At 54.0% G+C, this 26,265-nt stretch carries 23 protein-coding genes; 12 read left to right on the top strand and 11 right to left on the bottom strand.

Translation table 11 applies throughout. The annotated features are described in order from the left end of the window. Positions 1-119: 119 nt before the first annotated feature. The 3 genes from LY264_RS21240 to LY264_RS21230 all read left to right on the top strand — a co-directional run bounded on the left by LY264_RS21240 (position 120) and on the right by LY264_RS21230 (position 3,372). Complete coding sequence (locus LY264_RS21240; RefSeq protein WP_048227154.1) at positions 120-1,352, top strand: dicarboxylate/amino acid:cation symporter; 1,233 nt, start codon at positions 120-122, stop codon at positions 1,350-1,352. A gap of 30 nt (positions 1,353-1,382) precedes the next feature. Next, complete coding sequence (metC, locus tag LY264_RS21235) at positions 1,383-2,573, top strand: cystathionine beta-lyase (RefSeq protein WP_008786099.1); 1,191 nt, start codon at positions 1,383-1,385, stop codon at positions 2,571-2,573. Positions 2,574-2,811: 238 nt separating this feature from the next. After that, positions 2,812-3,372, top strand: a complete 561-nt coding sequence (locus LY264_RS21230; protein WP_048227153.1) for a YagU family protein — start codon at positions 2,812-2,814, stop codon at positions 3,370-3,372. 84 nt (positions 3,373-3,456) lie between these two features. Here the strand turns inward: LY264_RS21230 and mdtM are convergent, their stop codons facing one another. From mdtM to LY264_RS21215, 3 genes are all read right to left on the bottom strand, one after another. Then, positions 3,457-4,698 carry a multidrug efflux MFS transporter MdtM gene (mdtM, locus tag LY264_RS21225; RefSeq protein ID WP_048227152.1) on the bottom strand — a complete coding sequence of 414 codons (1,242 nt, stop codon included), beginning with the start codon at positions 4,696-4,698 and terminating at the stop codon, positions 3,457-3,459. A 325-nt stretch (positions 4,699-5,023) separates the two neighbouring features. Next, complete coding sequence (locus LY264_RS21220; protein ID WP_048227151.1) at positions 5,024-5,674, bottom strand: LysE family translocator; 651 nt, start codon at positions 5,672-5,674, stop codon at positions 5,024-5,026. Between the two features lie 48 nt (positions 5,675-5,722). After that, the gene (locus LY264_RS21215) at positions 5,723-6,538 is read right to left on the bottom strand and encodes a helix-turn-helix transcriptional regulator (protein ID WP_048227150.1); all 816 of its coding nucleotides are present in this window, start codon (positions 6,536-6,538) and stop codon (positions 5,723-5,725) included. Between the two features lie 230 nt (positions 6,539-6,768). Here LY264_RS21215 and LY264_RS21210 point away from each other — a divergent pair, with 230 nt between their 5' ends. Next, entirely contained in the window at positions 6,769-7,683 is a 915-nt protein-coding gene (locus LY264_RS21210) for an Rpn family recombination-promoting nuclease/putative transposase (protein WP_048227149.1), read from the top strand. A 51-nt stretch (positions 7,684-7,734) separates the two neighbouring features. Here the strand turns inward: LY264_RS21210 and LY264_RS21205 are convergent, their stop codons facing one another. Continuing rightward, positions 7,735-9,147: an aminotransferase-like domain-containing protein gene (locus tag LY264_RS21205; protein ID WP_048215014.1), complete on the bottom strand. Its 1,413-nt coding sequence runs from the start codon at positions 9,145-9,147 to the stop codon at positions 7,735-7,737. A 177-nt stretch (positions 9,148-9,324) separates the two neighbouring features. Here LY264_RS21205 and LY264_RS21200 point away from each other — a divergent pair, with 177 nt between their 5' ends. From LY264_RS21200 to LY264_RS21185, 4 genes are all read left to right on the top strand, one after another. Then, entirely contained in the window at positions 9,325-9,489 is a 165-nt protein-coding gene (locus tag LY264_RS21200) for a DUF1127 domain-containing protein (protein WP_003019180.1), read from the top strand. Positions 9,490-9,636: 147 nt separating this feature from the next. Next, positions 9,637-10,101, top strand: a complete 465-nt coding sequence (locus LY264_RS21195) for a MarR family winged helix-turn-helix transcriptional regulator (protein ID WP_048227148.1) — start codon at positions 9,637-9,639, stop codon at positions 10,099-10,101. A gap of 6 nt (positions 10,102-10,107) precedes the next feature. Then, complete coding sequence (locus tag LY264_RS21190) at positions 10,108-11,175, top strand: HlyD family secretion protein (RefSeq protein WP_048227147.1); 1,068 nt, start codon at positions 10,108-10,110, stop codon at positions 11,173-11,175. After that, on the top strand, positions 11,165-12,229 hold the full coding sequence (locus LY264_RS21185) for a DUF2955 domain-containing protein (RefSeq protein WP_003830044.1): 1,065 nt from the start codon (positions 11,165-11,167) through the stop codon (positions 12,227-12,229). The genes LY264_RS21190 and LY264_RS21185 overlap by 11 nt, the downstream gene beginning before the upstream one ends. A gap of 103 nt (positions 12,230-12,332) precedes the next feature. Here the strand turns inward: LY264_RS21185 and yjiA are convergent, their stop codons facing one another. From yjiA to btsT, 3 genes are all read right to left on the bottom strand, one after another. Further along, on the bottom strand, positions 12,333-13,289 hold the full coding sequence (gene yjiA / locus LY264_RS21180; RefSeq protein WP_071692305.1) for a GTPase: 957 nt from the start codon (positions 13,287-13,289) through the stop codon (positions 12,333-12,335). A gap of 12 nt (positions 13,290-13,301) precedes the next feature. Further along, complete coding sequence (locus LY264_RS21175) at positions 13,302-13,496, bottom strand: YbdD/YjiX family protein (protein WP_003830038.1); 195 nt, start codon at positions 13,494-13,496, stop codon at positions 13,302-13,304. A gap of 202 nt (positions 13,497-13,698) precedes the next feature. After that, complete coding sequence (gene btsT / locus LY264_RS21170) at positions 13,699-15,849, bottom strand: pyruvate/proton symporter BtsT (protein ID WP_048227145.1); 2,151 nt, start codon at positions 15,847-15,849, stop codon at positions 13,699-13,701. 364 nt (positions 15,850-16,213) lie between these two features. On the opposite strand from btsT, the gene tsr reads away from it, so the two are divergent. Together tsr and LY264_RS21160 are read left to right on the top strand one after the other, a co-directional pair. Then, entirely contained in the window at positions 16,214-17,875 is a 1,662-nt protein-coding gene (gene tsr / locus LY264_RS21165; RefSeq protein ID WP_048227144.1) for a methyl-accepting chemotaxis protein, read from the top strand. After that, positions 17,847-18,047, top strand: coding sequence for a hypothetical protein (locus LY264_RS21160; protein ID WP_131820864.1), 201 nt, complete (start codon positions 17,847-17,849; stop codon positions 18,045-18,047). The genes tsr and LY264_RS21160 overlap by 29 nt, the downstream gene beginning before the upstream one ends. 30 nt (positions 18,048-18,077) lie before the next feature. On the opposite strand, the gene LY264_RS21155 is transcribed toward LY264_RS21160, so the two are convergent. The 3 genes from LY264_RS21155 to LY264_RS21145 form a co-directional block, all read right to left on the bottom strand. Next, positions 18,078-18,593, bottom strand: coding sequence for a GNAT family N-acetyltransferase (locus tag LY264_RS21155; protein WP_048227143.1), 516 nt, complete (start codon positions 18,591-18,593; stop codon positions 18,078-18,080). Positions 18,594-18,645: 52 nt separating this feature from the next. Then, complete coding sequence (locus LY264_RS21150; RefSeq protein ID WP_003845612.1) at positions 18,646-20,007, bottom strand: MFS transporter; 1,362 nt, start codon at positions 20,005-20,007, stop codon at positions 18,646-18,648. 213 nt (positions 20,008-20,220) lie between these two features. Beyond that, on the bottom strand, positions 20,221-21,135 hold the full coding sequence (locus tag LY264_RS21145) for a GntR family transcriptional regulator (protein ID WP_048227142.1): 915 nt from the start codon (positions 21,133-21,135) through the stop codon (positions 20,221-20,223). Positions 21,136-21,272: 137 nt separating this feature from the next. Here LY264_RS21145 and LY264_RS21140 point away from each other — a divergent pair, with 137 nt between their 5' ends. Beyond that, positions 21,273-22,295: a zinc-binding alcohol dehydrogenase family protein gene (locus LY264_RS21140; protein WP_048215005.1), complete on the top strand. Its 1,023-nt coding sequence runs from the start codon at positions 21,273-21,275 to the stop codon at positions 22,293-22,295. A 13-nt stretch (positions 22,296-22,308) separates the two neighbouring features. Further along, positions 22,309-23,754: a tagaturonate reductase gene (locus LY264_RS21135; protein WP_048227141.1), complete on the top strand. Its 1,446-nt coding sequence runs from the start codon at positions 22,309-22,311 to the stop codon at positions 23,752-23,754. A gap of 105 nt (positions 23,755-23,859) precedes the next feature. Here the strand turns inward: LY264_RS21135 and opgB are convergent, their stop codons facing one another. After that, positions 23,860-26,151 (bottom strand): phosphatidylglycerol--membrane-oligosaccharide glycerophosphotransferase, encoded by a 2,292-nt coding sequence (opgB, locus tag LY264_RS21130; RefSeq protein WP_048227140.1) that lies wholly within the window; start codon positions 26,149-26,151, stop codon positions 23,860-23,862. Positions 26,152-26,265 lie beyond the last annotated feature (114 nt).

The raw sequence follows: 26,265 nt of genomic DNA, 5'->3' as shown, positions 1-26,265 counted from the left end.
TGGCAAAATGAAAAAATAACAACTTAGGTGAGTTACGTCACAAAATAAAAGGAGGCGAAACGGAAACTCATCACATTGTGAATTTAATCTCATTAATTATTATTCTAAAGGTACCGATTATGTGGTCACGACTCGAACCCTACAGATCGTCGATTATTTTATTAGTTGCTCTGGTGATTGGCGGCTTATTAGGTATTTATGCCCCATCGTTTGCAAGTAAACTCCAGCCAATAGGTCAGATATTCTTAAACCTGCTATTTATGATTATTGTGCCGCTGGTGGGGATCAGCGTTATGTCTTCGATCGCCAGTATGACCGACCTAAAAAGGCTGGGGCGCATTATGGCGATTATCTTTATTGTTTCGATCGCCATGGCCTTTATTCCAGCCGCCGGGATCGTCGCGCTGGCGCTCTGGTATAACCCGGCGCAGGGCGTCACTATCGATCTCTCGCAGTCGGTGCAGGCGGGCAGCGGTAAGATGGATTTTGTCAGTATGATCACCACCAGCGACTTTATCGGACTGTTTTCTAAGTCCAATATTCTGGCGCTGATCGTAATGGCGATCATCGCCGGTGTCGCAATTGGCCAGTCGGATCAGGCCGGTAAACGTATTGCGTCGCTGCTGGAAGACGCCAATACCGTGATCATGAAGATCGTCTCGATCATTATGAAGGTCGCGCCGATTGGTCTGGGCTGCTACTTCGCCGCCACCATGGCCAGTCAGGACTCTGCACTACTGTTAACCTTTGCCCGCGCCATCGGCCTGTTTATGGTTGCCACGCTGGTCTACTTTGTCTTTGGCTCGATTCTCTATTCGTATATTGGCGGCGGTATTCCGGCGGTCAAAGCCTTCTGGCGTAACGCGATTGAACCGTCTGCGACCGCGCTGGGTACCTGCTCTTCACTGGGGACGCTCCCGGTGACGCTGCGTGCCGGTAAGGCGATGGGAATTAACCCGGAAATCGTTGATGTCTCCATTCCGCTGCTGGTTAACCTCAACAAGGGCGGCGTGGCGATGATTGCCGCGCTAAAAATTGTCTTTATCTATTCCGTGCTGGGCATGGAATTCACCACCGAAACCTTCTTCCTGACGATGCTGATTGCGGTGCTCTCCGCCATTATCGTTGGTGGCGTGCCGGGCGGGGCGTTCCTCGGTGAAATCTTTATTGTCACCACGCTGGGCCTGCCGATGGAAGCAATCCCGATGCTGGTGGTGCTGGGCACCATTACCGATGCGCCGGCCACACTGATTAACGTTATCCATGATTTGAATGCGGCGCAGATTGTTGAACGGTTCGCTGGAAAAAAGCAGACCAACGCTGAAATAAACTCTACTGCTGCGGTGGTATAGGTTTCACACGGATTAAGAACAGGAGATGTTATGAAAGACGCAATGAAGCTTGAAACGCACCTGGTTGTTGCTGGTCGCGACAAACGCTATACCCAGGGAGCGGTGAATCCGGTTATCCAACGCGCCTCTTCACTGGTATTTGATACCGTGAAGGACAAGAAATTTGCCACCGCCAATCGCGCGAACGGCGAGCTGTTTTATGGTCGTCGCGGAACCTATACCCACTTTGCCTTCCAGAAGGCAATGAGCGAACTGGAAGGCGGCGTTGGCTGTGCGCTGTACCCATGTGGTGCTGCGGCGGTGACCAATGCGATTCTGGCGTTTGTTCAGGGTGGCGATCATATTCTGATGACGGGGGCGGCCTATGAACCAACCCAGGATTTCTGCAATAAGATCCTGAGTAAATTCAACGTGGAAACAACGTATTACGATCCGCTGATTGGTGCAGGTATCGTCGATCTTCTGCGTCCGGAAACAAAGGTTGTATTCCTTGAGTCACCAAGTTCTATCACCATGGAAGTCCAGGACGTGCCGGGGATGGTGAAGGCTATCCGCGCGGTGAATCCGGAGATTGTCATTATGATCGACAACACCTGGGCGGCGGGCGTGCTGTTCAAAGCGCTGGATTATGGCGTGGATATTTCCATTCAGGCGGGAACGAAGTACACCATCGGCCATTCGGACGCCATGCTGGGCACGGCGGTGTCGAACGCCCGTTGTTGGGATCGCCTGCGCGAGAACTCCTATCTGATGGGGCAAACGCTGGACGCCGATACGGCCTACAACGGCAGCCGCGGATTGCGCACCCTGGCGGTACGCCTTAAGCAGCATCAGGAGAGCAGTATCCATATTGCCCGCTGGCTGTCGGCAAGGCCGGAAGTGGCACGGGTGAATCATCCGGCATTACCGGAATGTCCGGGCCATGAGTATTTTCAGCGTGATTTTATCGGAAGCTCAGGCCTGTTCTCGTTTGTGCTGAAAAAGAGACTGACCGACGAACAGATGGCGAATTTCCTCGATAACTTCTCGCTGTTCCATATGGCCTATTCGTGGGGCGGATTTGAGTCGCTCATTCTGGCGAACCAGCCGGAAGAGCTGAACAGCATTCGCCCGGCTGGAGAGGTAGATTTCAGCGGCACGCTGGTCAGGGTGCATATTGGTCTTGAGGATATCGACGACCTGATTGCCGATCTGGAAGCGGGATTTGCACGCATTGCGTAAGGTGAGGTGAGCGTAGCCGGATGGCGCTGATGCTTATCCGGCCTACGTAACCCAGTAGGCCGGATAAAACGCCTGTACGACATTCGCGATGAAGCTATATTCACAATCAAATTAACTCATAAGTAGTCATTTAAGATCATTTTTTATCAAAAGTAATCTTTGTCACAATTTTCAGCATCCCTCCTGGGTAGCATAGCCACTGGTTTTAAGTGTTATGGCATATAAGGGATGATGAGTTATGAAGCTGAAAGATTTATTCTCAAGGACACCGACGGAACGCCGCCATTATGGTGTTGCCGTGCTAGTCGGTATCATTTCTGGCGTACTTTCTGCATTTGTTAAGTGGGGAGCCGAAGTTCCGCTTCCACCCAGGACATTTTCTCTGGGAAGAAATGAGTTTAATCCTCCGTACCTTTTTCTCCGAGACTATTTAGGGATTGACCCCACGCAAACGGTCTATACCTTTTCTGAACATGTGATTAATCCGGTTATGGTCACGCACATCATATTTTCATTAGTGTTTGCAGTCGGATATTGCGTTGCCGCTGAAATTTTTCCAAAAGTTAAACTTTGGCAGGGGGTACTGGCAGGTTTAATCGTGACGGTGGCAGTTCATGGCATCTTCATTCCCGCCCTTCATCTTTCGCCGCCCTTGTCTCAGCTACCATTTGATGAATATGTGTCGGAAATTATTGGACATATTTTCTGGTTTTGGGTCATTGAAATGATTCGTCGTGACCTGCGTAATCGGATCACGCATGAACCCGATGCGGAAGTTCCGTTATCTCTCGTCAGATGATTAAAAGTTGATGCACTATGATGGATTGCCCCCGACCGCTAAACACAAAACCACTGTTCGCGAATGGGGGCGGTTCATAGGAGGTTAACTCTCTGTGACTAATGCGGTGGCCTCATGCTGACGTACGCGCTTTAGTAAGCCTGCCAGCGTGAACACGACGGCAATACCAGCCACCACCGCCAGCAGATGAAACGAAATCCTGCCGCCGTTGAACCATAACCAACGCCCAATTTCGACAGAAACCGCCATCACCGTCAGGATCACCATATTCAATGACGCCGAAACCGTACCCTTCGGTAAGTTGTTGGAAAATAGTGTAAAGCGGAATAACGTTGGGAAGATCATTCCAATGCCAAACGCATACAGGCTGGTCCCCAGCACTGACCACAACCACACGTGCGGCCACAGTAAATTGCCAGCAATCAATACCGCCAGCCCGCTCAACTGAATGGGAACCGCTCGCCAGATAAAGCGTGGCCGGGTCGGATCCTTCACGAAGCGGACGACCACCATATTGGCGACGATCACCGCGCCAAATACCGGGGCCTGTGCCCAGGCAAACTCCGATGTGGTCATGCCGCCAGCATCGATCAGAATAACCGGTGAGACCGCCACCCAGCTCATCATCGGGATATAGCTTAACGACAGCGTGGCTGCGCCAAACAGGAACACCCGGTTGCGGAAAACGTCGCGAAAATCACGCACTACGCTGCGCGCACTGAACGGCACCGCGCCACGCTGGACGGTTTCTGGCATTGCTAATGTGAGTCCAATGAGTGCGATAAGCCCCATGACGGCGATAATGGCAAACAAGATCTTCCAGTGTACAAAGTGCATTAGCGCCGCTCCGGAGAGCGGGCCGATAACCGGTGCCACCAGCACAATAGAGGTGATTACCGCCATTAGCTTGATGGCCTTTGTTTGCCCAAATGCCTCCTGCACCGTGACATAGCCGACGGTGGCGATAAAACAGATGCTGGTGCCTTGCACAAAACGAGCGGCCAGAAATTGCGTCATCGAGGTGGTGAACAATGTGGCAGCGCAGGCGAGCGTAAAAATTAGCGCTCCCGCAATCAGTACCGGACGGCGGCCAATTCGGTCGGAAAGCGGCCCCAGCAGCCATTGCAGCGCCATGCCGCCCGCCAGATAGAGGCTGACCGCCGCGGGCGCCAGGCTGACGTCGGCGTTGAAATCGCGTACGACATTAATGATGCCGGGCTGGATTAGGTCCGTCGACAGATAGGCGGCGAAGTCATATAAAATCAATGCGACAGGAAAAAAAAGCGTTGTGGCGCGTTGGGAGAAAAACGCGAGAATCCGTTGCATAAAACAGCTCCTTGTCGGGAGAAAACCCTCAACGGGAATAGCGAAATTCAATACCGTCTTTGAGACGTCAGACCGATGACAGAAAAAAAGCAGACTGCAAATGTACTGAATTTCATGTAATCAAAAACGCTGTCTGCGCGAAGCGCAAACAGAAGATACGCTCACTGACGCGGGGTCAGAAAACGTAACGATTACAGGTAACAATCAGCACATCGCACCTCAGGAAGAGTAAGTTGAACGGGTAATAACCATCCGCAGTGTAATGCGGATTGGATATTAATTAAACGAGTTTATCCGGTTTATGTGCAGAAAATCGCCCTGCAAATCAGACTACGATGCTCTGCAAAAACCGCAGAGCGATGGCACAACCGAAGATAATCAATACACCGCCAGCGATACGTTCTACCCATAATATCCCTCTGGATAACCGTCGCTGGATCTGCGGTAAACCGATGAACATCACGATCAGCAGATCCCAGCACAGCACTATGCTGGTCATCCAGATCCCGCTCATGGTTTGTTGCAGCAGCGTCACCGACGGGCCGAGCAGGGCGGTCATTAGCGCCAGATAGAACAGCGCATTTTTTGGGTTGAGCAGTGACGAACCCAATCCCAGTAGTATCTGTTTGCCAAATCCTGGACAGGTAGACTGGGCGTCTGTTCCGGTCAGCGTTTGCGGGCGGCTGCGTACCAGCAGGCTGCCAATCCACAATAAATAGAGCGCGCCCAGCAGCTCAATAACCGTAAACAACAGGGGAAGCTGGCGCAGGATCCCCCAACCGATAATTGCCAGCAGAATATACAGCCCGTTGCCGAAAGCGATCCCCACGCACAACCCGGCGCTGCCGCGCATTCGGTATCGTGCGGCGTAACCGACCAGTAAAAAGAAGTCCGGCCCGGGGCTAAGCAATGCGACGAAATGCGCCAGCGCCAGCGCGGGAAAAGCAGAAGGAAAAAGTACCGAAAGCAGCGACATAGCGACCTCAGAGAATGAATCTGAGATCACCGTACGCCTGACGCAGCGCTAATTATTGTCTGATATTGATCGTCCCAACGCGTACTGGCGCGGTGTGGCGGCGGTGTAGCGAACAAAGGTGCGATGGAAATGGCTCTGGTCGGCAAACCCGCTCTGGTAGCCGACATCGGCAATTTCGTCTCCGGCCCGCAGCCGCTGGCGAGCATAGTCAATCCGTATGATGTTCAGATAACTTCCTGGCGTCAGCCCGGTGTCCTGCTTAAAGGTACGGATCAGCGTCTCTTTACGCATGTGACATTCATGTGCCAGCTCATCGAGCGAGGGCGGCGCGAGCAGGCTGGACTGCAACCGTTCGCGCAGATACTGGCTGGTTGCGCTTAGGTTTTCTGGTGTGACCGACTGTAACGGCAGCGAGTGAAGCAATGTTTGCGCGGCATCCGTTATTTGTGCGGTTTGGCGTTGCGGCATAAGCGTCACAAGGTGCATATAACGCTGGAATAATTGCGCATCGCGGATAACGGGAGCAGGCGTGCAAAGCCGCTGATTGGTGTTCTGTGCAGGCAGATTAGCAAGACACCACTTGGCATCAAGATAAAGCATATGATAGCTGCGAAACTGTCCGTTAACAGGATTACAGCTGTGAGGTGCCAGCGGCGGTATCACAATCAGATCGCCCACCTGCAGATGGTATTCCTCGCCATCGCACAGACAGCACGTTTCCCCCTCGAGAATTGCCCCAATCGAGAGCTGAGAGTGGTGATGCCGCTTATAGGCCTGCTGGCTTTGCCAGGTGCTGCGCAGTTCCAGCCACGGCAACTGCTCATCACGCCAGAACGATTGTGGAATATCTCGGGTATGCGTCACATCGTGTCCTCCCTGAAAGTGATGATTTGTTATAGCACAGGCCGAGTGGTGAAAAAGTGGGAATGCGCATTGAGATGGCGATTCTGCGTGACGTGTTCCAGACAAATGCAGACGTTACATAAGGGCGTTGTTATCCCGGAAATCGTCTCGCAAAGAGAGAAAGTTGCAGGGGAGGATGTGGTTTTCCGGCGCTACAGTCATGGCATCTTATTTTCAGGTGAAGGATCGCCATGAACAAAGCTTCCGCTTCAACACCGCATGACGCGGTTTTTAAAACATTTTTACGTCACCCTGAGACTGCACGGGATTTTCTGCAAATACATCTTCCCGCTTTGCTGCGCGAGCTTTGCGATCTTCAGACGCTTAAACTCGAGTCAGACAGTTTTATCGAAGAGAATTTACGTGCGTACTATTCCGATGTGCTGTGGTCGGTGAAAACGACGGATGGGGATGGATATATTTATGTGGTGATTGAACACCAAAGCACACCGGATGCGCATATGGCATTCAGACTGATGCGCTATGCGGTAGCGGCCATGCAGAAACATTTAGATGCCGGGCATCAGCAGTTGCCGCTGGTGGTGCCGATGCTGTTTTATCACGGCGCTAAAAGCCCGTACCCTTATTCGCTGTGCTGGCTGGATGAGTTTGCCAACCCGAAGCTGGCTCGTCAGCTGTATGCTGCGGCGTTTCCGCTGGTGGATATTACGGTTATTCCGGATGACGAAATTGTGCAGCATCGACGTATGGCGCTGCTGGAGTTAATCCAAAAACATATCCGTCAACGCGATCTTATGGGATTGGTCGAGCAAATTGTTTCCCTGCTACTTACCGGACTGACTAATGACACTCAGATAAAGACGCTGTTTAATTATATTTTACGAACTGGCGATGCACCTCGATTCAGTGAGTTTATTCGCGGGGTTGCCGAACGTTCACCGCAGCACAAGGAGCAATTGATGGCGATCGCGGACAGATTACATGAGGCAGGACTACAAAAAGGCAGGCTGGAAGGGCTTCGAGAGGGGCGACGTGATGAGGCACTGCGTATTGCCCGCACCATGCTGGCAGATGGCATCGATATCAGCACGGTACAAAAAATCACCCGACTTTCCGCTGAAGAGATTCAGGGTTTAAGCCATTAGAGATAGCTTAAACTGCCTAATTGCCTGCCCGGAAGCGCCGGGCAGCTCGATCTACTCTATTGCCGTTTTTACCGCCTCTCCGAGCTTCTGCATTACTTCCCGATGCTTGTCGTTTGGCGGCAATGCGCAGTTGATGCGCACACAGTTGCGATACTTCCCCGATGCGGAGAACAGAGAACCCGGTGCAACCTGGATTTTGAGGCGACAGAGCTGCTTAGCGACACAGACCATATCGACCTGGAGCGGCAGCTCGACCCACAGCATAAAGCCGCCTTTCGGTCGGGTGACGCAGATCCCGCAGGGGAAGTATTCCCGTACCCAGCAGGTGTAGATCTCCATATTGCGCTGATAAATCTGGCGCATACGCCGGATATGCCGATGATAATGACCTTCGCGCACAAAGGTCGCCGCCGCCAGTTGCGTAGCGGGAACGTTAGTGCCGATGACGGCGTACTTCATGTGCAGCAGCTTGTTGTAATAGCGACCGGGCACCACCCAACCCACGCGCAGTCCGGGGGCGACGGATTTGGTAAACGAACTGCAGAGTATTACCCGACCGTCGCTGTCCCAGGAGTGGATCGTGCGCGGGCGTGGGTACTCCGTTGCCAGTTCGCCATACACATCGTCTTCAAAAATAACGATGTCGTGGCGCTGGGCGAGGGCGAGCACTGCCCGCTTACGCGCATCCGGCATAATGAATCCGAGAGGGTTGTTGCAGTTGGGAACCAGCAGCACACCTTTGATCGGCCACTGATCCAGCGCCAGCTCCAGCGCTTCAACACTGATCCCGGTATCCGGATCGGTTGGGATCTCAATCACCTTGATCCCTAAGCCGCGCAGTAGCTGCATCGTGCCGTAGTAGGCCGGTGATTCAACGGCGACAATATCGCCAGGCTGGCAAACCGTTAGCAGCGCCAGCGACATTCCGCTCTGACTGCCGCTGGTGATCACAATATCGTCTGCATTGACCACCGAACCGCCGTCCAGCATCAGCCGTGCAATCTGTTGACGCAATTCCCGGCAGCCAGGTAATTCATCGTAACCCAGCACCGCCTTGAGATTATGCTGCGCAACGCGGCTTAGCTCGCGCCACAGCGGCTTCAGGCTGGGTTGATTGATATCTGGCACGCCACTGCTAAAAGGGATTATCGATTTATCCGCATGACCTGCCAGCATGTCCAGCACCTGATCCCACTGGGTTATCTCGACCGGACGCTGTACCGGGCGCGACATTGGCGGCACCGGCGGCTGCGCTTTTTGCGGTGCGACAAAATAACCGGAACGCGGCTGCGGTGTGATCAGCTGTAGTTGTTCCAGCGTCTGATATGCCTGCTGGACGGTGCTGATACTGACCCCATGTTCCTGACTCAAGCTACGCACCGAAGGCAATTTTTCGCCATGGCGATACAGCCCCTGCTCAATGCGTTCGGCCAGCAGATTGGCCAGATGTTGGTAACGCGTCATGCTGTATCCCTCATGGGTACCATACAGATTAAAAAACCAGTACAGAATGGCGTGAAAAAAGCGATGCAGAACTCTTTTTAACCAATCTGTATGTTAAATAAAAGTACTTTTTGAGTCTGTATTGTTTTGGGCCAGATCCGTGAAGATAAAGCCTCTGGCAAGGCGGGGAGGCAAGGTATGGAATTTCACGAGAATAAAGCAAAACAGCCGTTTATTGGGTTTGTACTGATCTGGCGGGCATACAAGGCGTGGCGGCTGCGGGCGCAAACGCGGCGCCTATTGCAACAGATGAGCGATGAGCGGTTGCGGGACGTCGGGCTGCGACGCGATCAGGTGGAGTAATTATTTTCTATCGACCGAGGCCGGGTGTTAGCGCATCCGGCCTCTTTTATATTCACGGTGTTTATCAATTCATGCTTGTTGATAGTCTGTTTCTTGATACTTATCCTGATAAGTATTATTTTCTTTTCAGCGATGAGGGGAAGTAAGATGACTGAAGATGAACTGTTTGCCCGCCGTCCGATGGGGATGCGCATGGCGATGGTGGTGCGCCAGTGGCGGGCCATTATTGATGCTGCCATCACCGATACTGGCCTGACGCAATCAAGCTGGACGGTATTGATGCAGCTGTATCAACTAGGAGACAACGTCTCGGTCAGTGAACTGGCGGAGGTGCAGGGCATTGAACTGCCGCCGCTGATGCGCACCCTCACACTACTGGAAAAGCAGGGCTACCTACTGCGTTCCACATCGCCTTATGACAAACGCATCCGACTGTTAACGCTGACCGCGCAAGGCCGCTCAAGGCTTGAAGAACTTAACCGGGTGATAGAGACATACCAACATCGCGTCACCTACACCATCCCTGAGGCGGAACTCGCTTCCTTCAGCGCCACGCTCAATCAAATCGCCTGCAATCTGCGGACAATCCGCGAAGAAGACAATCAACACTAAAAAACTATGATGACCCCAGAACAAAAATTTGCCCGTTGGGTAAGGGTGAGTATTGCCGCTTTCCTGGTAATATTCGCCTGGTTTATCGTTGCCGATATCTGGATCCCGCTGACGCCGGACTCCACGGTGATGCGTGTGGTAACGCCCGTTTCCTCACGCGTTTCCGGCTACGTCTCGCAGGTGCATGTGCATAACAATAGCCAGGTGAAGAAGGGCGATTTGCTGTACGAACTGGATCCGACGCCATTTATCAATAAGGTCGAGGCTGCGCAAATTGCCCTTGAGCAGGCGAAGCTGAGTAACCAACAGCTGGATGCGCAGATCGCCTCTGCCCGTGCCAACCTGCGCACCGCGCAATTCAACGCCCGCAACGATAAGACCACCTTAGACCGCTATCAGCGCCTGAGCGCCATGCAGAACGTGTCGCAATCCGATCTCGACAAGGTGCGTACCGCCTGGCAAACCAGCGAGCAGTCGGTGGCGGCGCTGAATGCCAGTATTCAGAACCTGCTGATCCAGCGCGGAGAGCTCGATGACAAACGTAACGTAACGCTGCAAAAATACCGTAACACGCTGGAAGAGGCGCAGCTGAACCTCGGCTGGAGCAAAGTATATGCCCAGACCGACGGCACGGTGAGTAACCTCCAGCTTAGCCCCGGACTTTACGCCACTGCCGCCACGCCGCTACTGGCGCTGGTCAGCCATCAGACCGATATCGTGGCCGACTTTCGCGAGAAAAGTCTGCGCCACACTAAAGTGGATACCGATGCCGCCGTGGTGTTCGACGCCATGCCGGGCAAGGTTTTCTCTGCCCGCGTCACCAGCAGCGATGCCGGTATTCTGGCGGGCCAGGAACAGGTTAATGGCCAGCTGTCGCAACCGGAACAGTCCACCCGCTGGGTGCGCGATGCCCAGCGTATGCGCATTCACGTCGCGCTGAACGAACCGCTTGACACGCCGTTACCGACCGGGGCGCGCGCCACGGTACAGCTGTATAACAGCGAGGGCGTGTTCGCCCGCACCTTTGCCGGGGCGCAGATCCACCTCGTTAGCTGGCTACATTATGTCTATTAACACGCTGGCCCACGTCTTTACGCCGCACGGGAATATTGTCTACACCGCCAATGATTTTCGCCAGACCCTGCGTATCTCCGTTGCCGGGACAATCGCGCTGAGTATTTCGACCTTCTACAACGTGCAGTACGGCGTGTTCTTTGTGGTTTATCCGCTGATGCTGCTGTCGCTGGTACCGGTATTCAACCGCCATGTGGCAACACAGTTCGTGTTCAGCGCGGCGGTGAACTGCGTTGAAATGGTGCTGATCGTCGGTTATCTTTCACAGTGGCCGCTGGTTATGACACTGGTGGTGTTCGGCCTGTATGTGATGCGTTTTCGTTTTATGAGCAAAGGACCGCTGTTTCTGCTCGGTTCGATGGGCGTGGTGTGCCAGAGTACGATGCTCAACTTTATGAGCTATCCCACCACCAACTGGCATACGCTGATGTTCTCCAATATGGAAGCCTGCGTCATGGCGGTGGCGCTGAGCGCGCTGCTGCATTATCTGATCCCGGACGTGGAACCCCGCCAGCCACCGCCGCGCATTGAGAAAGATGCCGCCCGGGTGCGCCATGAATCGCTGCTTTCCGGCACGGTGGCGACGATGATTTTTGTGGTCTTCCAGATCTGCGATTTGAGTGATTCGCTGTCGGCGCTGATGGCCGGCATTTTGATCCTGTTTCCGATGCACTACCGTGGCGCTGTGATCAGCTCGATTTGGCGCGTGGTCGGCGTGGTGCTGGCCTGCCTGTATATTCTGCTGGTGCAACTGCTTATCTATGATTTCAGCAACCATATGCTGCTGATGATGCCGCTGATTGGCCTCGGGCTGGCGTTCAGTGCCCGCCTGCACGTAATGGAAAAAGTCGGGGCAGGCGTGGGTTTTGCCAGTATCACTACCATCGGCATTATGTTTGGCCAGAACCTGCACCCGGATCAGGACCTGGTATTCAGCGATCTGTACCGCATCACCTCCGTCACCGTCGCGCTGGTGGCAACGCTCACCATGGTATTTCTGGTGCACCGGGTTTTGAACTGCTTTGCCGCGACGCGGTTTGTGATTACCGAGTGAGTGGGGGCAAGTGCCGGATGGCGGCTGTGCCTTATCCGGCCTACGGGGAAGTGCTATTTCCAGGCCCGGTAAGCGTAGCGCCACCGGGCAATTCAGCAGGGGATTACTTCTTCAATCCCGCAAACGCGGCTCTGATCTCGTCTTCCGGCAAATTAATGCCGATAAACACCAGTTGGCTGTGCGGTTGCTCGTCGCCCCACGGGCGGTCCCAGTCGGCGCTGTACAGGCGCTGGACGCCCTGGAACAGCAGGCGGTTTGGCTCGCCTTCAATCCACAGCATACCTTTGTAGCGCAGCAGCTTCTCGGCGGATTCCAGCAGCAGGTTTTCCATCACTCGCGACACGTCGCTAATGTTGACCGGGTAATCCAGCTCGACGACGATCGAGGAGATATCGTTTTGCTTGTCGGCGATAAAGTGGAAGCGCGGTTTGGCGCTGACTACGTTCTCTTCCAGCATAAAACCGTTGGTATCGAACAGCAGGGAGAGGTCGATATCACCATGCGTCACGGTGTAAATCGGTGCACGGGCGTTGATGCGCGCCAGGCGCTCACGCAGTTTTTCACTTTCACCTGCGACGTCGGTTTTGGTCAGCAGGATCCGGTCTGCGTAGCCTACCTGCGACTGGGCGATAGTGAACTGGTTCATCTGCTCGTCGGCATGTACCGCGTCAACCAGCGCAATTACGCCGTCCAGCAGGTAGCGTTCGCAAATCACTTCATGGGAGAAAAAGGTCTGAATAATCGGGCCGGGGTCGGCCATGCCGGTGCACTCGATCACCAGACGGTCGAAATTGATGGCGCCTTTGTCGAGGTTGTCGAGCAGGTCTAACAATGCGTCTTCCAGTTCACTGGAGCGGGTACAGCAAATACAGCCGTTGGTCAGGGTTTTGATCTGCGTGGCGCGATCGCCAATCAGCTGATCGTCCACCGAGACTTCACCGAATTCGTTTTCGATAACGGCAATCTTGTAACCGTGCTGCTCGTTGAGAATATGGCGCAGCAGGGTGGTTTTACCCGCGCCAAGAAAACCGGTGAGTAGGGTAACTGCAATCGGGGTCATTCACTTCTCCTTCTAACAGCAACTGCTTCCGCCGCTACCGTAGCGGGCTTCCTGGCGCTCGCGGAAGAATTCTTCGTAGGTCATGTACGGCTTATCGGGATGGTTGGTCTTCATGTGCTCGACGTAGTTGTCGTAGTCCGGAATGCCAATCAGCATCTTTGCCGCCTGACCGAGATACTTCTTTGCCTGACCTAAAGTACCAAACATGGAACGCCCCGGATATATGTTGAGCTCGTGGATGCAGGCTATTTCACTTGCCATTTTGACCGCGGGCAGTGCTCGCAATCCTCACGTACTGTGTGTACGCTCCGGTTGCTGCGCGCTGTCCGCGGCCAAACTGACTGCGCCAATTACGCCTGCGGCACTAAGTGATTGAGGCCGGGAGCGCTGTGCGCCACCCGGCTTCAGGTTAGTGGTGTGAAGAGGTCTTCACGCCGCCTTCCGGCACCGGTACATACGGTGTCTCTTTATCAGAGCGACCGTTGATGGCGCGGGCTTTCTGCCAGGTACGGAACCCGTAGAAAATGATGCTGTACACCACCACCAGGAACAGAATACTCAGACCTGCGTTGGTGTAGTTGTTGACGACGATGTGGTTCATGTTGGCAATCTGCTGAGCGGTCAGTTCGCCGCCGTTAGCAATCTTCTCTTTGTACTGATTCGCCATGAAGAAGAAGCCTTCCATCTGCGGGTTGGTGCTGAACAGTTTCAGACCCAGCGCCCAGGTGGTGCAGATAAGCAGCCATACAGCCGGAACAACGGTAACCCAGATGTATTTGGTGCGCTGCATTTTAACCAGCACCACGGTGCCCAGAACCAGTGCCACGGCAGCCAGCATCTGGTTAGAGATACCGAACAGCGGCCACAGGCTCTTAACGCCGCCCAGCGGGTCAACAACGCCCTGATACAGCAGGTAACCCCACAGGCCTACGCAGCCCGCAGTACCGATGATACCCGCAATCAGGGAGTCGGTTTTCTTCAGGAACGGCACGAAGTTACCCAGTAAATCCTGCAGCATAAAGCGGCCAGAACGGGTACCGGCATCCAGTGCGGTCAGGATGAACAGCGCTTCGAACAGAATACCGAAGTGGTACCAGAAGCCCATATCAGCCATCGGCAGCACTTTGTGGAACACGTGAGCGATACCAACAGCCAGCGTCGGTGCGCCACCTGCGCGGTTCAGAACGGACGGTTCACCGATGTCTTTCGCGGTTTGCAGGATCTGCTCAGGCGAAATGACGAAGCCCCAGGAGCTGACGGTCGCTGCCGCATGTGCGGTGACGTCTTTCAACTGCGCCATAATCAGCGGTGCGTTTTCGCCGCTCATTTCATGCAGGTTCGGCATGGTGATGCCAAGGCCCGCAGGCGGGGTGTTCATCGCGAAGTACAGACCTGGTTCGATGATAGACGCGGCAACCAGCGCCATAATTGCGACAAAGGATTCCATCAGCATCGCGCCGTAACCGATAAAGCGCGCGTCGGTTTCACAGGCCAGCAGCTTCGGTGTGGTACCGGAAGCAATCAGCGCGTGGAAGCCAGATACCGCACCACACGCGATGGTGATGAACAGGAACGGGAACAGAGCGCCTTTCCACAGCGGGCCAGTACCATCAACGTACTGCGTCATTGCCGGCATTTTCAGTTCCGGGTTGAGGATAACAATCCCCACCGCCAGACCGACGATAACGCCGATTTTCAGGAAGGTAGCCAGATAGTCGCGCGGGGCGAGGATCAGCCATACCGGCAGCAGCGCAGAGATAAATGCGTAGCCGATCAGGGTAAAGGTAATGGTGGTGTCTTTAAAGGTCAGCGCCGGGCCCCAGTACGGGTCGTGCGCAATCACGCCGCCGAAGTAGATAGAGGCAACCAGCAGCACAATACCAATCACCGACACTTCGCCCACGCGTCCCGGTCGCAGGAATCGCATGTAGATCCCCATGAACAACGCGATAGGTACGGTTGAGCAGACGGTGAACACACCCCACGGGCTTTCTGCCAATGCTTTCACTACGATCAACGCCAGTACTGCGAGGATGATGATCATGATTAAGAAGCAGCCGAACAGCGCAATGGTTCCCGGTATCGGGCCCATCTCTTCTTTGATCATCTCACCCAGAGATGCACCGTTACGGCGGGAAGAGATAAACAGCACCATGAAGTCCTGCACCGCACCGGCCAGCACGACGCCTGCCAGCAGCCACAGCGTACCAGGCAGGTAGCCCATCTGCGCAGCCAATACCGGCCCAACCAGCGGACCTGCACCTGCGATAGCGGCAAAGTGGTGACCAAACAATACGTTACGGTTGGTTGGAACGTAGTTCAGACCGTCATTATTGATGACCGCCGGCGTGGCACGCGTTGGGTCAAGTTTCATCACCTTTTGGGCGATGTAAAGGCTGTAGTAACGATAGGCCACCAGATAAACAGAAACTGAGGCGACCACGATCCACAGGGCACTAATGTGTTCACCCCGACGTAATGCCACTACCGAGAGGCAGAATGCACCGATGATTCCGAGAATCACCCAGGGTATGTGCTTGAATATCTTTTTCGTATCCATAGTAAAACCTGGTATCTAATTAATAATTGGCCGAAGCCGCGTGGGTTTGATCTTGTGTTTGAGGAGGTTATTTGACTGCTATGTTGGGGGGATCTTGCCAGAGAATTACGCGCGTAAAGTAAGGTAAATAAGTGAGCGGTTGTATGTCAGCTTAAGCGGTCCCAAGTGTCAGTGAGCGGTAAACTGCGGGGGGAACGGGGAAATTTATGTGATTGAGATCACTAATAAACCCGCTTAGCGCTTTGGCAGACGGCGTGGATCGATGAATCGTCGATGCTGAGATCGATTCAACTAGCACAAATTTCATAAAGTTTTCCCTTTCCAGGCCGAAAATTCTGACATCTGTCTAGCGGAAAGAGAAAACATGTTAAAACGAATGAAGATTGTTACCAGCTTACTGCTGGTATTGGCGCTATTTGGCCTTTTACAGCTCGCCTCTGGCGGCTTGTTTTTTAACTCACTTAAGAATGACAAAGAGAACTTTACCGTTCTGCAAACCATTCGCCAGCAACAGTCTGCGCTGAACGCCACCTGGGTTGAGCTGCTGCAAACGCGTAACACCCTGAACCGGGCAGGCATTCGCTACATGATGGATCAGAGCAATATCGGCAGCGGCGCGACCGTTGCCGAGCTGATGCAGGTGGCGAGTACGGCGCTGAAGCTGACGGAAAAAAACTGGGCGATTTACGAGTCGCTCCCACGCGATCCGCGTCAAAGCGAAGCCGCTTTCCAGGAGATCAATCGCACCTATGACATCTACCACGGCGCGCTGGCGGAGCTGATCCAGTTACTGGGTGACGGGAAGATCAACGCGTTCTTTGATCAACCGACGCAGAGCTATCAGGATGGCTTTGAGAAGCAGTACATGAGTTACATGCAGCAGAATGATCGCTTGTATGACATCGCGGTGGAAGATAACAACAGCTCTTACAGCCAGGCGATGTGGGTGCTGATCTGCGTGCTGATTACCGTACTGGCGGCGATTATTGCGGTCTGGTTTGGTATCAAGCTGACCCTTATCTCTCCTATGAACCGTCTGATCGACAGCATTCGTCATATCGCCAGCGGTGACCTGGTGAAACGTATTGAAGTGGAAGGGTCCAACGAGATTGGGCAACTGGCGGAAAGCCTGCGTCACATGCAGGGTGAGCTGATGAATACCGTGGGTGACGTGCGTAACGGTGCCAACGCGATTTACAGTGGGGCCAGCGAGATTGCGATGGGCAATAACGATCTCTCCTCCCGTACCGAGCAGCAGGCTGCATCTCTGGAAGAAACCGCAGCCAGCATGGAACAGCTGACGGCGACCGTGAAGCAGAACGCCGAAAACGCGCGTCAGGCCAGCCATTTGGCGCTGAGTGCTTCTGAAACCGCGCAGAAAGGCGGCAAAGTGGTGGATAACGTGGTGCAAACCATGCGTGACATCGCGTCCAGTTCGCAGAAAATCGCCGACATTATCAGCGTCATCGACGGGATTGCCTTCCAGACCAACATTCTGGCGCTCAACGCCGCAGTAGAAGCCGCGCGTGCGGGCGAGCAGGGGCGTGGTTTTGCGGTGGTTGCGGGTGAGGTTCGTAACCTGGCCCAGCGTAGTGCGCAGGCCGCGCGCGAGATCAAGAGCCTGATTGAAGACTCGGTCAGCCGCGTGGATGTCGGTTCAACCCTGGTAGAAAGCGCCGGTGAAACCATGGATGAGATCGTCAATGCGGTAACCCGCGTGACCGATATCATGGGTGAAATCGCCTCTGCTTCTGATGAACAGAGCCGCGGTATTGACCAGGTGGGTCTGGCCGTTGCCGAGATGGATCGCGTGACGCAGCAGAACGCCTCGCTGGTGGAAGAATCCGCCGCCGCCGCTGCGGCGCTGGAAGAGCAGGCTAGCCGCCTTACTCAGGCCGTTGCCGTGTTCCGTATTCAGCATGACCAACAGCGCGCGCGTGACGTTGCGGCCGCTAAACCGGTTTCAACGGTCCAGCCGCGCAAAGCCGCGGTAACGGATGCCGGGGATAACTGGGAAACGTTCTAAGCCTGTGATGCCGGATGGCGCTATCGCTTATCCGGCCTACGGGAAAGTTACGTGGTTGCCGGATGGCGCTATCGCTTATCCGGCCTACGGGGAAAGATACGTGGTTGCCGGATGGCACTATCGCTTATCTGGGCTACGGGAAAGTTACGTGGTTGCCGGAAATGTTACGTAGGCCCGATAAGGCGTAGCCGCCATCGGGCAATTAGCGCAACATCAGGTGCATGGCGCAGCGCGATTCAAATGCCAGTCCATGCGCCGCTTCCTCTTCTCTTTTCTGGCGCAACTTTGCAGGCAGAGTCTCGTCAGCCAGCATTTCAAATCCCAGTCGCGCGTACCATGGCGCATTCCACGGCACATTGCGGAAGGTGGTCAGCGTGAGAGACGTGTAACCTTTCGCGCGCGCCTGTTCGGCAACATACTCAATCAATCTGCGGCCAATTCCTTTTCCCTGCCACTCCAGATGCAGCGACAGTTCAGCAATAAACAGCGATGACCCCAGCGTTTCGGCAACCAAAAAACCGACCGGAAGCGCATCGACCTGCGCCAGCCAGCTCATGCCAGCGGCGGCAAAAGCCTGATGCTGAGCAGCCGATAAAATCTGGTCTTCAGCAATCCACGCCAGTTCGGGGATGCGTAAAAAACGTTGCCCCGCAGATCGTTCGATGGCGGGAAGAGCGGCAGTGTCTGCCAGAGTAGTAGCGCGCAAGGTGATGTTCATACGAGGAGCATAACATGCCCGATAAACGCGGTGTTATCGGGCATCTGGAGGATTAATCTTTACGCGGATCGCTGATGGGTTGGCGAACCAGGAAGATGTAGGCGAGGGCACCCACCATGGTGACGCAGCCGCAGATGATCAGCGCCAGGCGGAAAGAGTTGGTGGTATCAACAATAAAACCGGTGACGATCGGTGCGAACGACGCGCAGATAAAGCTGGCAAAGTTCTGGATACTGCCCACGGAAGCGGTCATACGTGAGGCGACGGCGACGTGGATCAGACCCCAGCACGAGGTACCTGCGAAGTGGATACAGAACAGCGCCATACCGATCAGTAACACGGCGGCCATTGACGTTGTGGCCTGCGGCACGACGAAGGTGAAGGCTGCAGAGCAGAACATCCCGGCGATAATACAAATCTTACGGCTCTTAATCGGTGCCATACCGCCTTTCACCAGCCAGTCGGTGACAAAACCGTTAATCAGCATGCCGGCTGCGCCAAACAGGAACGGGATCGCCGCCATTAATCCGGTGCTTTTTAAATCCAGGTTGTAGGAGGTTTGCAGGTAGCCCGGCAGCCAGGCCAGGTATAGCCATGCGGTATAGTTGATGCCGCTAAAGCCCAGCATCATGCCCCACATGGTACGGTTGCGGAACAGGCTGCGCCATTCGGCAAAGCTCAGCGGATCGCGGCGGGCATTGACGCTACCGGCGTTCAGGTACGCTTGTTCCGTGGCGCTCAGCTCAATTTGCTCGCGGTTGCGATACAGCATGTACCAGCCGATGGCGAGGAAAATACCCAGCACGCCAATGGTGATGAACATCCAGCGCCAGCCCATTACCAGCATCATGGCAGCCAGAATCGGCGGGCTAATGGCAACCCCGATGGTGGAGGCGGCGTTGAATAATCCCATCGGGCGGCCGCGCTCTTTGATGTTAAACCAGTCGTTGATGACCTTTACGCCGCACGGGTTCATTGGCGCTTCGCCGATCCCCATCCCGATACGCACCAACACAAACTGGGTGAAGCTGTGCACCATGCCGGACATCGCCTGAAACAGCGACCAGAAGAACATCCCCAGTCCCAGCATAATGCGCGGACCTTTGCGATCCAGCAGCGGACCGCAGGGCAGTTGCGCAATACCGTAAGCGAGAGAGAATACCGACAGCAGCACGCCGATTTGCGTGGCGCTCAGCCCCAGTTCTTCACGAATCGTTAAGTTGGCGACAGACAGTGAGCTGCGGTCGAGGTAATTAATCACCGCAGCAAAAAATAATAAAATCATTGCTGTGGTCTGGATACGTTTAATTCGGCTACTGCGTTGCACCATGCCCTCAGGCGGAACATTAATATCCGCAGATGACGACGTGCCAAACGAAGAACTTGGGTCGAGGGTAATATTATTTTTTTCCACGCCGGACTCCTGAACCTCAATAATTTATTTTTCACACAGCAGGACTGTGCAGTATTGAAAAAATACCAGTGATGAATCAATTTGCTCATCACCGCTCACAAAAATTTTTAATGCAGTCGACTTAGCGTGAGCATAGGCAAGAGGTATTTTTCAGGCGTTTTTATTTTTATAAAATCGTGCTCCCGGTAATGATTTGCTGTTTTTTATCGGTACTTAATGCGCGACGGTACGATCCTGGTTGATGGAGCGAATCATCGATTGTTTGGCTGAATTCAAATGGTTACAGAGCGCCAGGGTGGCATCCAGGTCGCTGCGACAGATCAGCGCGCTGAGGATGGTCATATGCTCATCAATGGCAATGATGTTACGCTGCTTAAGGTCGCTCTCATCCCACTGATAGTGGAAGTGGAAAATCACGGAGATAATTTCAAGTGATTGATTAAAAAATACATTATCGGCAGCAGAGAGTAGCAAAGCATGGAACTCACGATCTAACTGCGAGAACATGCGAAAGCTGCTGCCAATGCTGTCGCGCAGGATCCGATGGCGCTCCAGCAGCGTTTTAGCCTGCAACCAACGCGGGTCATCGTCCGGCAGATTGAGGAAATGCTGCAGAGAATGCGTTTCCAGCATCTCTCTGAGTTCAAACAACTGTTCCGCATAGGCCTGATCGAACTGCTTCATGCTCCACTGACCACGTTTTTCATTTTTAATCAGGTTGTAACGCTCGAATTTTAAAAGATATTCCCGCACTACCACCGGGCTGACGCCTGCGGCTCTGGCAAGCTGCAGTTCGGAGAAGCTCTCGCCTGCACGCAGCTGTCGCTGGTTGATCATAGTGAAAAACGCCTGTTCAAAAATCCGGTTTTGCTCGGTCATGGAGGCGGTGGTGCAGGCAAAACCATCGTCATGGTCGGGTTTTCGCACGATGACATAGTGGCTGCCGACCTGGGTCAGAACGCCGCACTCGCTTAAGTGGCTCAGCATATGGCGCACGGTGGTGCGGCTGATGTTGTACATCTCCGCCAGTGCGCTTTGTGAGGGGAGTGGAGAAGGGATATGACCACGCGCCATATCATCGATTATCTGGTTAATCACATTGTGGCGTAAGTTCTGCGAACGGCTCATGGCTTCTCCTTTTTATCTATTAAAACCCGATTTAAAACATTTTTATGCGCTGGAATTCACAGATTGTGTTTCTGCTTTCTCCGTCTTTTTTATTTTCGTTGATATCTGAGGCAACAAAAAAACAGGAGAGCAGAATCATGTCTACGATGAATACGTTGATTTGCCAGGAACCTAAAAAATTAGTCTGGAAAGAGCGCGAAATACCTATTCCGGGTGAGGGTGAAGCATTAATTAAAATTAAGTCGGTAGGGATTTGTGGTACCGATATTCATGCCTGGGGTGGCAATCAACCTTTTTTCAGCTACCCGCGTGTATTAGGGCATGAAATATGTGGGGAAATTGTCGGTCTGGGTAAGAATATACAGAATCTGAAAAATGGTCAGCAGGTGGCGGTTATTCCTTACGTGGCCTGCCAGCAGTGTCCGGCATGCCTGAGCGGGCGCACCAACTGCTGCGAGAAGATTTCAGTGATTGGCGTGCACCAGGATGGCGGTTTCAGTGAATATCTGTCCGTTCCGGTGACCAACCTGCTGGATGCGCAGGGGATTGACCCGCAGGCGGCGGCGCTGATTGAGCCTTACGCTATCAGCGCTCATGCGGTACGCCGGGCGGCGGTGGCTCCGGGTGAGCAGGTGCTGGTGGTCGGCGCGGGTCCGATTGGTCTGGGGGCGGCAGCGATTGCCAAAGCCGATGGCGCACAGGTGGTGGTCGCCGATACCAGTCCAGCACGCCGGGAGCACGTGTCTTCCCGGTTGGGACTCCCGGTTATCGACCCATCCGCTGAAGATTTTGATACGCAGTTGCGTGACCAGTTTGGCGGTTCGTTGGCGCAAAAGGTTATTGATGCCACGGGGAATCAGCATGCGATGAACAACACGGTGAATCTGATTCGTCATGGCGGCAGCATCGTTTTCGTTGGGCTGTTCAAAGGCGATTTGCAGTTCTCTGACCCTGAGTTCCACAAGAAAGAGACCACCATGATGGGCAGCCGCAACGCCACGCCGGAAGATTTCGCCAAAGTGGGCCGTTTGATGTCGGAAGGCAAACTTACCGCCGACATGATGCTCACGCACCGTTACGCGTTTGCCACACTGGCAGAAATCTACGAACGGGATGTGATTAACAACCGTGAGCTGATTAAAGGCGTGATCACGTTCTGAGAGGGGAAATGCGATGAAGACATTGAATCGACGTGATTTTCCGGGGGCCAGCTACCCAACGCGCGTGATCCAGTTTGGTGAAGGTAACTTCCTGCGGGCGTTTGTTGACTGGCAACTGGATATCCTCAACGAGCAAACCGATCTGAACGCTGGCGTGACCATCGTTCGCCCGATCAATACCGATTTTCCGCCGTCGCTGAATACCCAGGACGGGCTGTATACCACGCTGATACGCGGGCTTAACGAGCAGGGTGAGGCAGTGAGTGAGGCACGGCTTATCCGTTCGGTGAATAACGAAATCAACCCGTATCAGGATTTCGCGGCGTATCTGGCGCTGGCGCACAATGCGGACATCCGTTTTGTGTTTTCGAATACCACCGAAGCCGGAATTAGCTATCACGCAGCGGACCGTGTGGATGATGCGCCGCCGGTGAGTTTTCCGGCCAAGCTGACACGCCTGCTGCTGGAGCGTTTTAACCACTTTGCGGGCGCGGTGGATAAGGGGTGGGTAATTATCCCGTGCGAGCTTATCGACTATAACGGTGAGGCGCTCAAAACCCTGGTGCTGCGGTATGCGCAGGAGTGGCAACTTCCTCCGGCATTTGCCGACTGGGTGGAGACGGCAAACACGTTCTGTTCCACGCTGGTCGACCGTATTGTCACCGGCTATCCGCGCGAAGAAGCCGCTGCGCTGGAGGCTACGCTAGGCTATCACGATGCGTTTCTCGATACCGCGGAGCATTTTTACCTGTTTGTGATCCAGGGACCGCAGTGGCTGGCAGAGGAGCTGAAGCTGGCGCAGTGTCCGCTGAATATCCGTGTGGTGAGTGATATCAAACCGTACAAAGAGCGCAAGGTCGCTATCCTCAATGGTGCGCATACGGCTCTGGTGCCGGTCGCGTGGCTGTGCGGGCTGGAGACCGTTGGCGAGGCGATGCAGGATGCTGATGTCCGCCTCTTTGTCGAGCGGGCGATTAGTGAGGAGATTATTCCGGTGTTGGATCTCCCGGCGGACGAATTGCGTGAATTTGCCGACGCGATGAGCGGGCGTTTTCAGAACCCCTACATTCGCCACCAGTTGCTTTCCATTGCGCTTAATGGGATGACCAAATTCCGCACCCGAATTTTGCCGCAGCTGCTGGCGGGTCAGCACAATGGGCGCTGGCCCGTGCGGTTAACGTTTGCCCTCGCTGCGCTGCTGGCGTTTTATCGTGCAGAGCGCGACGGGGAACGCTATCCGATACAGGATGATGAACAGTGGGTAAGCCTGTATGCCAGCCTGTGGCAGCGAGTAGGCAATGATTTAACGCTGCGTGAACTGGTGGATGCCGTGCTTGGCGATGCGGCGCACTGGGGAGAGGATTTGACGTTGCTACCTGGCCTTGCCGGGCAGGTGACGGCCAATCTGGAGATGATTCTGGTACAGGGTATGCGCCAGACGGTGAACGGTCTGGAATAAGGTTGCCATGCAGCGCCCGGTGTGGTGTTGGGCGCTGTTTTTTTTCAGACAATACATTCGGTTCACGATAGGCCTGATAAGCAAAGCGCTATCAGGCCTTTCATGTTACGAACCCTGAGCCACTACTTTGATTTCAACCATCCCGATCCCCAGCTTACGCGGTGAGTGACCGAGAATATTGCCCTCGTTGGTGGCGACCGGATCGGGTGGAACAATTACCAGCGTATCGGCATCCGCCGGGTTATCAAAATGTAAGGTGGTGGTGCTGACATCATGGCCTAACACCAGCGTCTGCTCCTCGTTGCCAACGCGCACGGGGATCGGACGATTGGCATTGTCACCGAAGGCTTTCGCGGTAATGACCAGATCGAATTTCTTCGGTAGCGGGGCTTTGTACTCAATCGTTACTTCTTCGCTGAGCTGCGCATTGGACCAGCGTCCCCAGGATTCGGGGCGTGAAATGCCGCTAAACTGTTTGACCTCTTCCGGCGCGCCCGCCACGTTGAAAACGAAGCTATCTGCTTTGTAGCGAATGTCGTTATCGACAATTTTCAGCGTATCGACGTTACCTTTATAGCGCTCCATGTCGATTACCGTGTCTTTAAATACGGTTTTACTTTTCCACTTGGCTTTATCGACGTGCTGTACGATTTGTTGTCCGCCCAGTTGCCCCTGTGATACGCACCAATCGGTAGAGAGTGCCAGCTCCGGCGCCCACAGTTGTGCCATTTTGTAGCAGCGATCGACCCAGACGAAGTTATCGCGTGGGGCGAAATCTGCCAGTTGGAAGCGCAGCGGGGCCGAGTATTCGCTTTCCGGCAGCGGCTCGACGCGTTTGTCCGATACGCGCAGCAGCAGCGGCAGGCGGAAATGACTGCCGGAGAAAGAGATCATATTTTTGTCCTGGTCGACGGTGAACTCTTTCATCTCATTCGGGAAATTCCACAGGCGAATGATATCGGGCTTCCACGCCAGCATTTTTTCTTTGATGTTCAGGAACACTTCCGAGACGGATTCGCTCGACAAGCTGCTGCGGCCAAGGCCGATAAAGTTATCGCCGCCGAGAATATCCAGTACCGTTGCGCCGTTATCCATCGTGTTACGCTTTACCGCCAGCGTGTCCTGTTGCGGTTGATCGCCGCGCAGTACGAAGAACAGGTTGTTGCGGTCCTGCTTGTTCAGATACTTCCATGCGGTGTTGTTCATCGCCAGATGATCGGAAGACACCACGATAACGGTATCTTTAAACCACGGCGATGCTTTGATTTTATTGATAAATTCGGCAATGTTTTCCTGGCTGCAGCTGACCGCGCTGAACGATTGGTTGGCCTTCCCGTCGATGTCATAACGTTTACGGTTGCAGCTACGGGAGATAAATCCATCCGGATGATGGGTATCCACGGTCAGGGTAAATAGTGAAAAACGCTGGCCCGAGCGCGAAAGCTCTTCGAATTTTTTCCACGCTTCGTCCAGCACGGTATCGTCGTAGAAGCCCCAGTCGTTACGATAGGTCGAGTCCGCCACCACGCTTTTTAACTCTTCCGCACCATACAGATGGTCAAAGCCGTGAGATTTCAGGAACACGTCTTTGCCAGCAAAGCGCAGGTTGGCACCCTGCACAAAGTAGTTCTGATAGCCGGAGTTTTTCAGGATATCGCCCAGACAAATATTGTTAGGGAAGAAACTTGAAACCGACGCAGAGGCGTTGCCTTCAAACGGCGCAAACAGCGGAATTCCGCACTGGGAGGCGACCATGCCCGCGATGGTGTAATCCGTACCCGGCAGCTGCATGGTGTTGCTGAAATCCAGACCTTCGTTTTTCAACGCGCCGAGTTCCGGGGTCAGATCCGGGAATGCGTCGTTATTAAAATAGGTGCGTTCGAGGCTCTCACCGTAGATATACACCAGGTTCAGCTTCGGATTGGGAATGGTTTTCGATGGCTCTTTATAATACGTCGGGAAATCCGGATCGCCATCGCGTGACTGCGACTTCACCAGTTCGGTTATCTGATGAAATGCCGGGCTGGCGTCAACGGAGGCCAGCGCCAGCAGCAGGGCCAGCAGACTGTAACCCACATGATGTGGATGATGGCGACGGCGGCGTAGGATCCAGCCGAGAGCGACAAAAACGGTCGTCAGCGCCAGCGCGATCCCAACGCCCGGCAGAATATATTTGCCGATACCCGCGCCGGTCAGGCTGTTGGTCAGCGTATAGAGAACCGCGTCATTGATCCCGTCGCCGGTGAAATAGTCACTGGCATAAAGCGTGATATTCAAGACAATAAAAATCCCCAGCACCGTTAACGTGGCGGCAAACCACCAGGTGTTGCGACCCGCTTTCCAGGCATAAATCAGCACTGAAGCGAGAAACAGAGTGATGGAGATTAATTCTGACAACGGTCGATCCTCAGTAAACCGGGCAACTGCCTGGCAGGCTAATCATTTGGTGAGAGAACAATGTAATAGCGTTGTTACATTGCTGCAATTGTAGTGACATTAAATTACGTTGTT

The organism is Citrobacter portucalensis (assembly GCF_023374935.1).
Lineage (GTDB): Bacteria > Pseudomonadota > Gammaproteobacteria > Enterobacterales > Enterobacteriaceae > Citrobacter > Citrobacter portucalensis.
The sequence above is the reverse complement of the archived record's forward strand: the minus strand, read 5'-3'. Positions and strand labels throughout refer to the sequence as shown.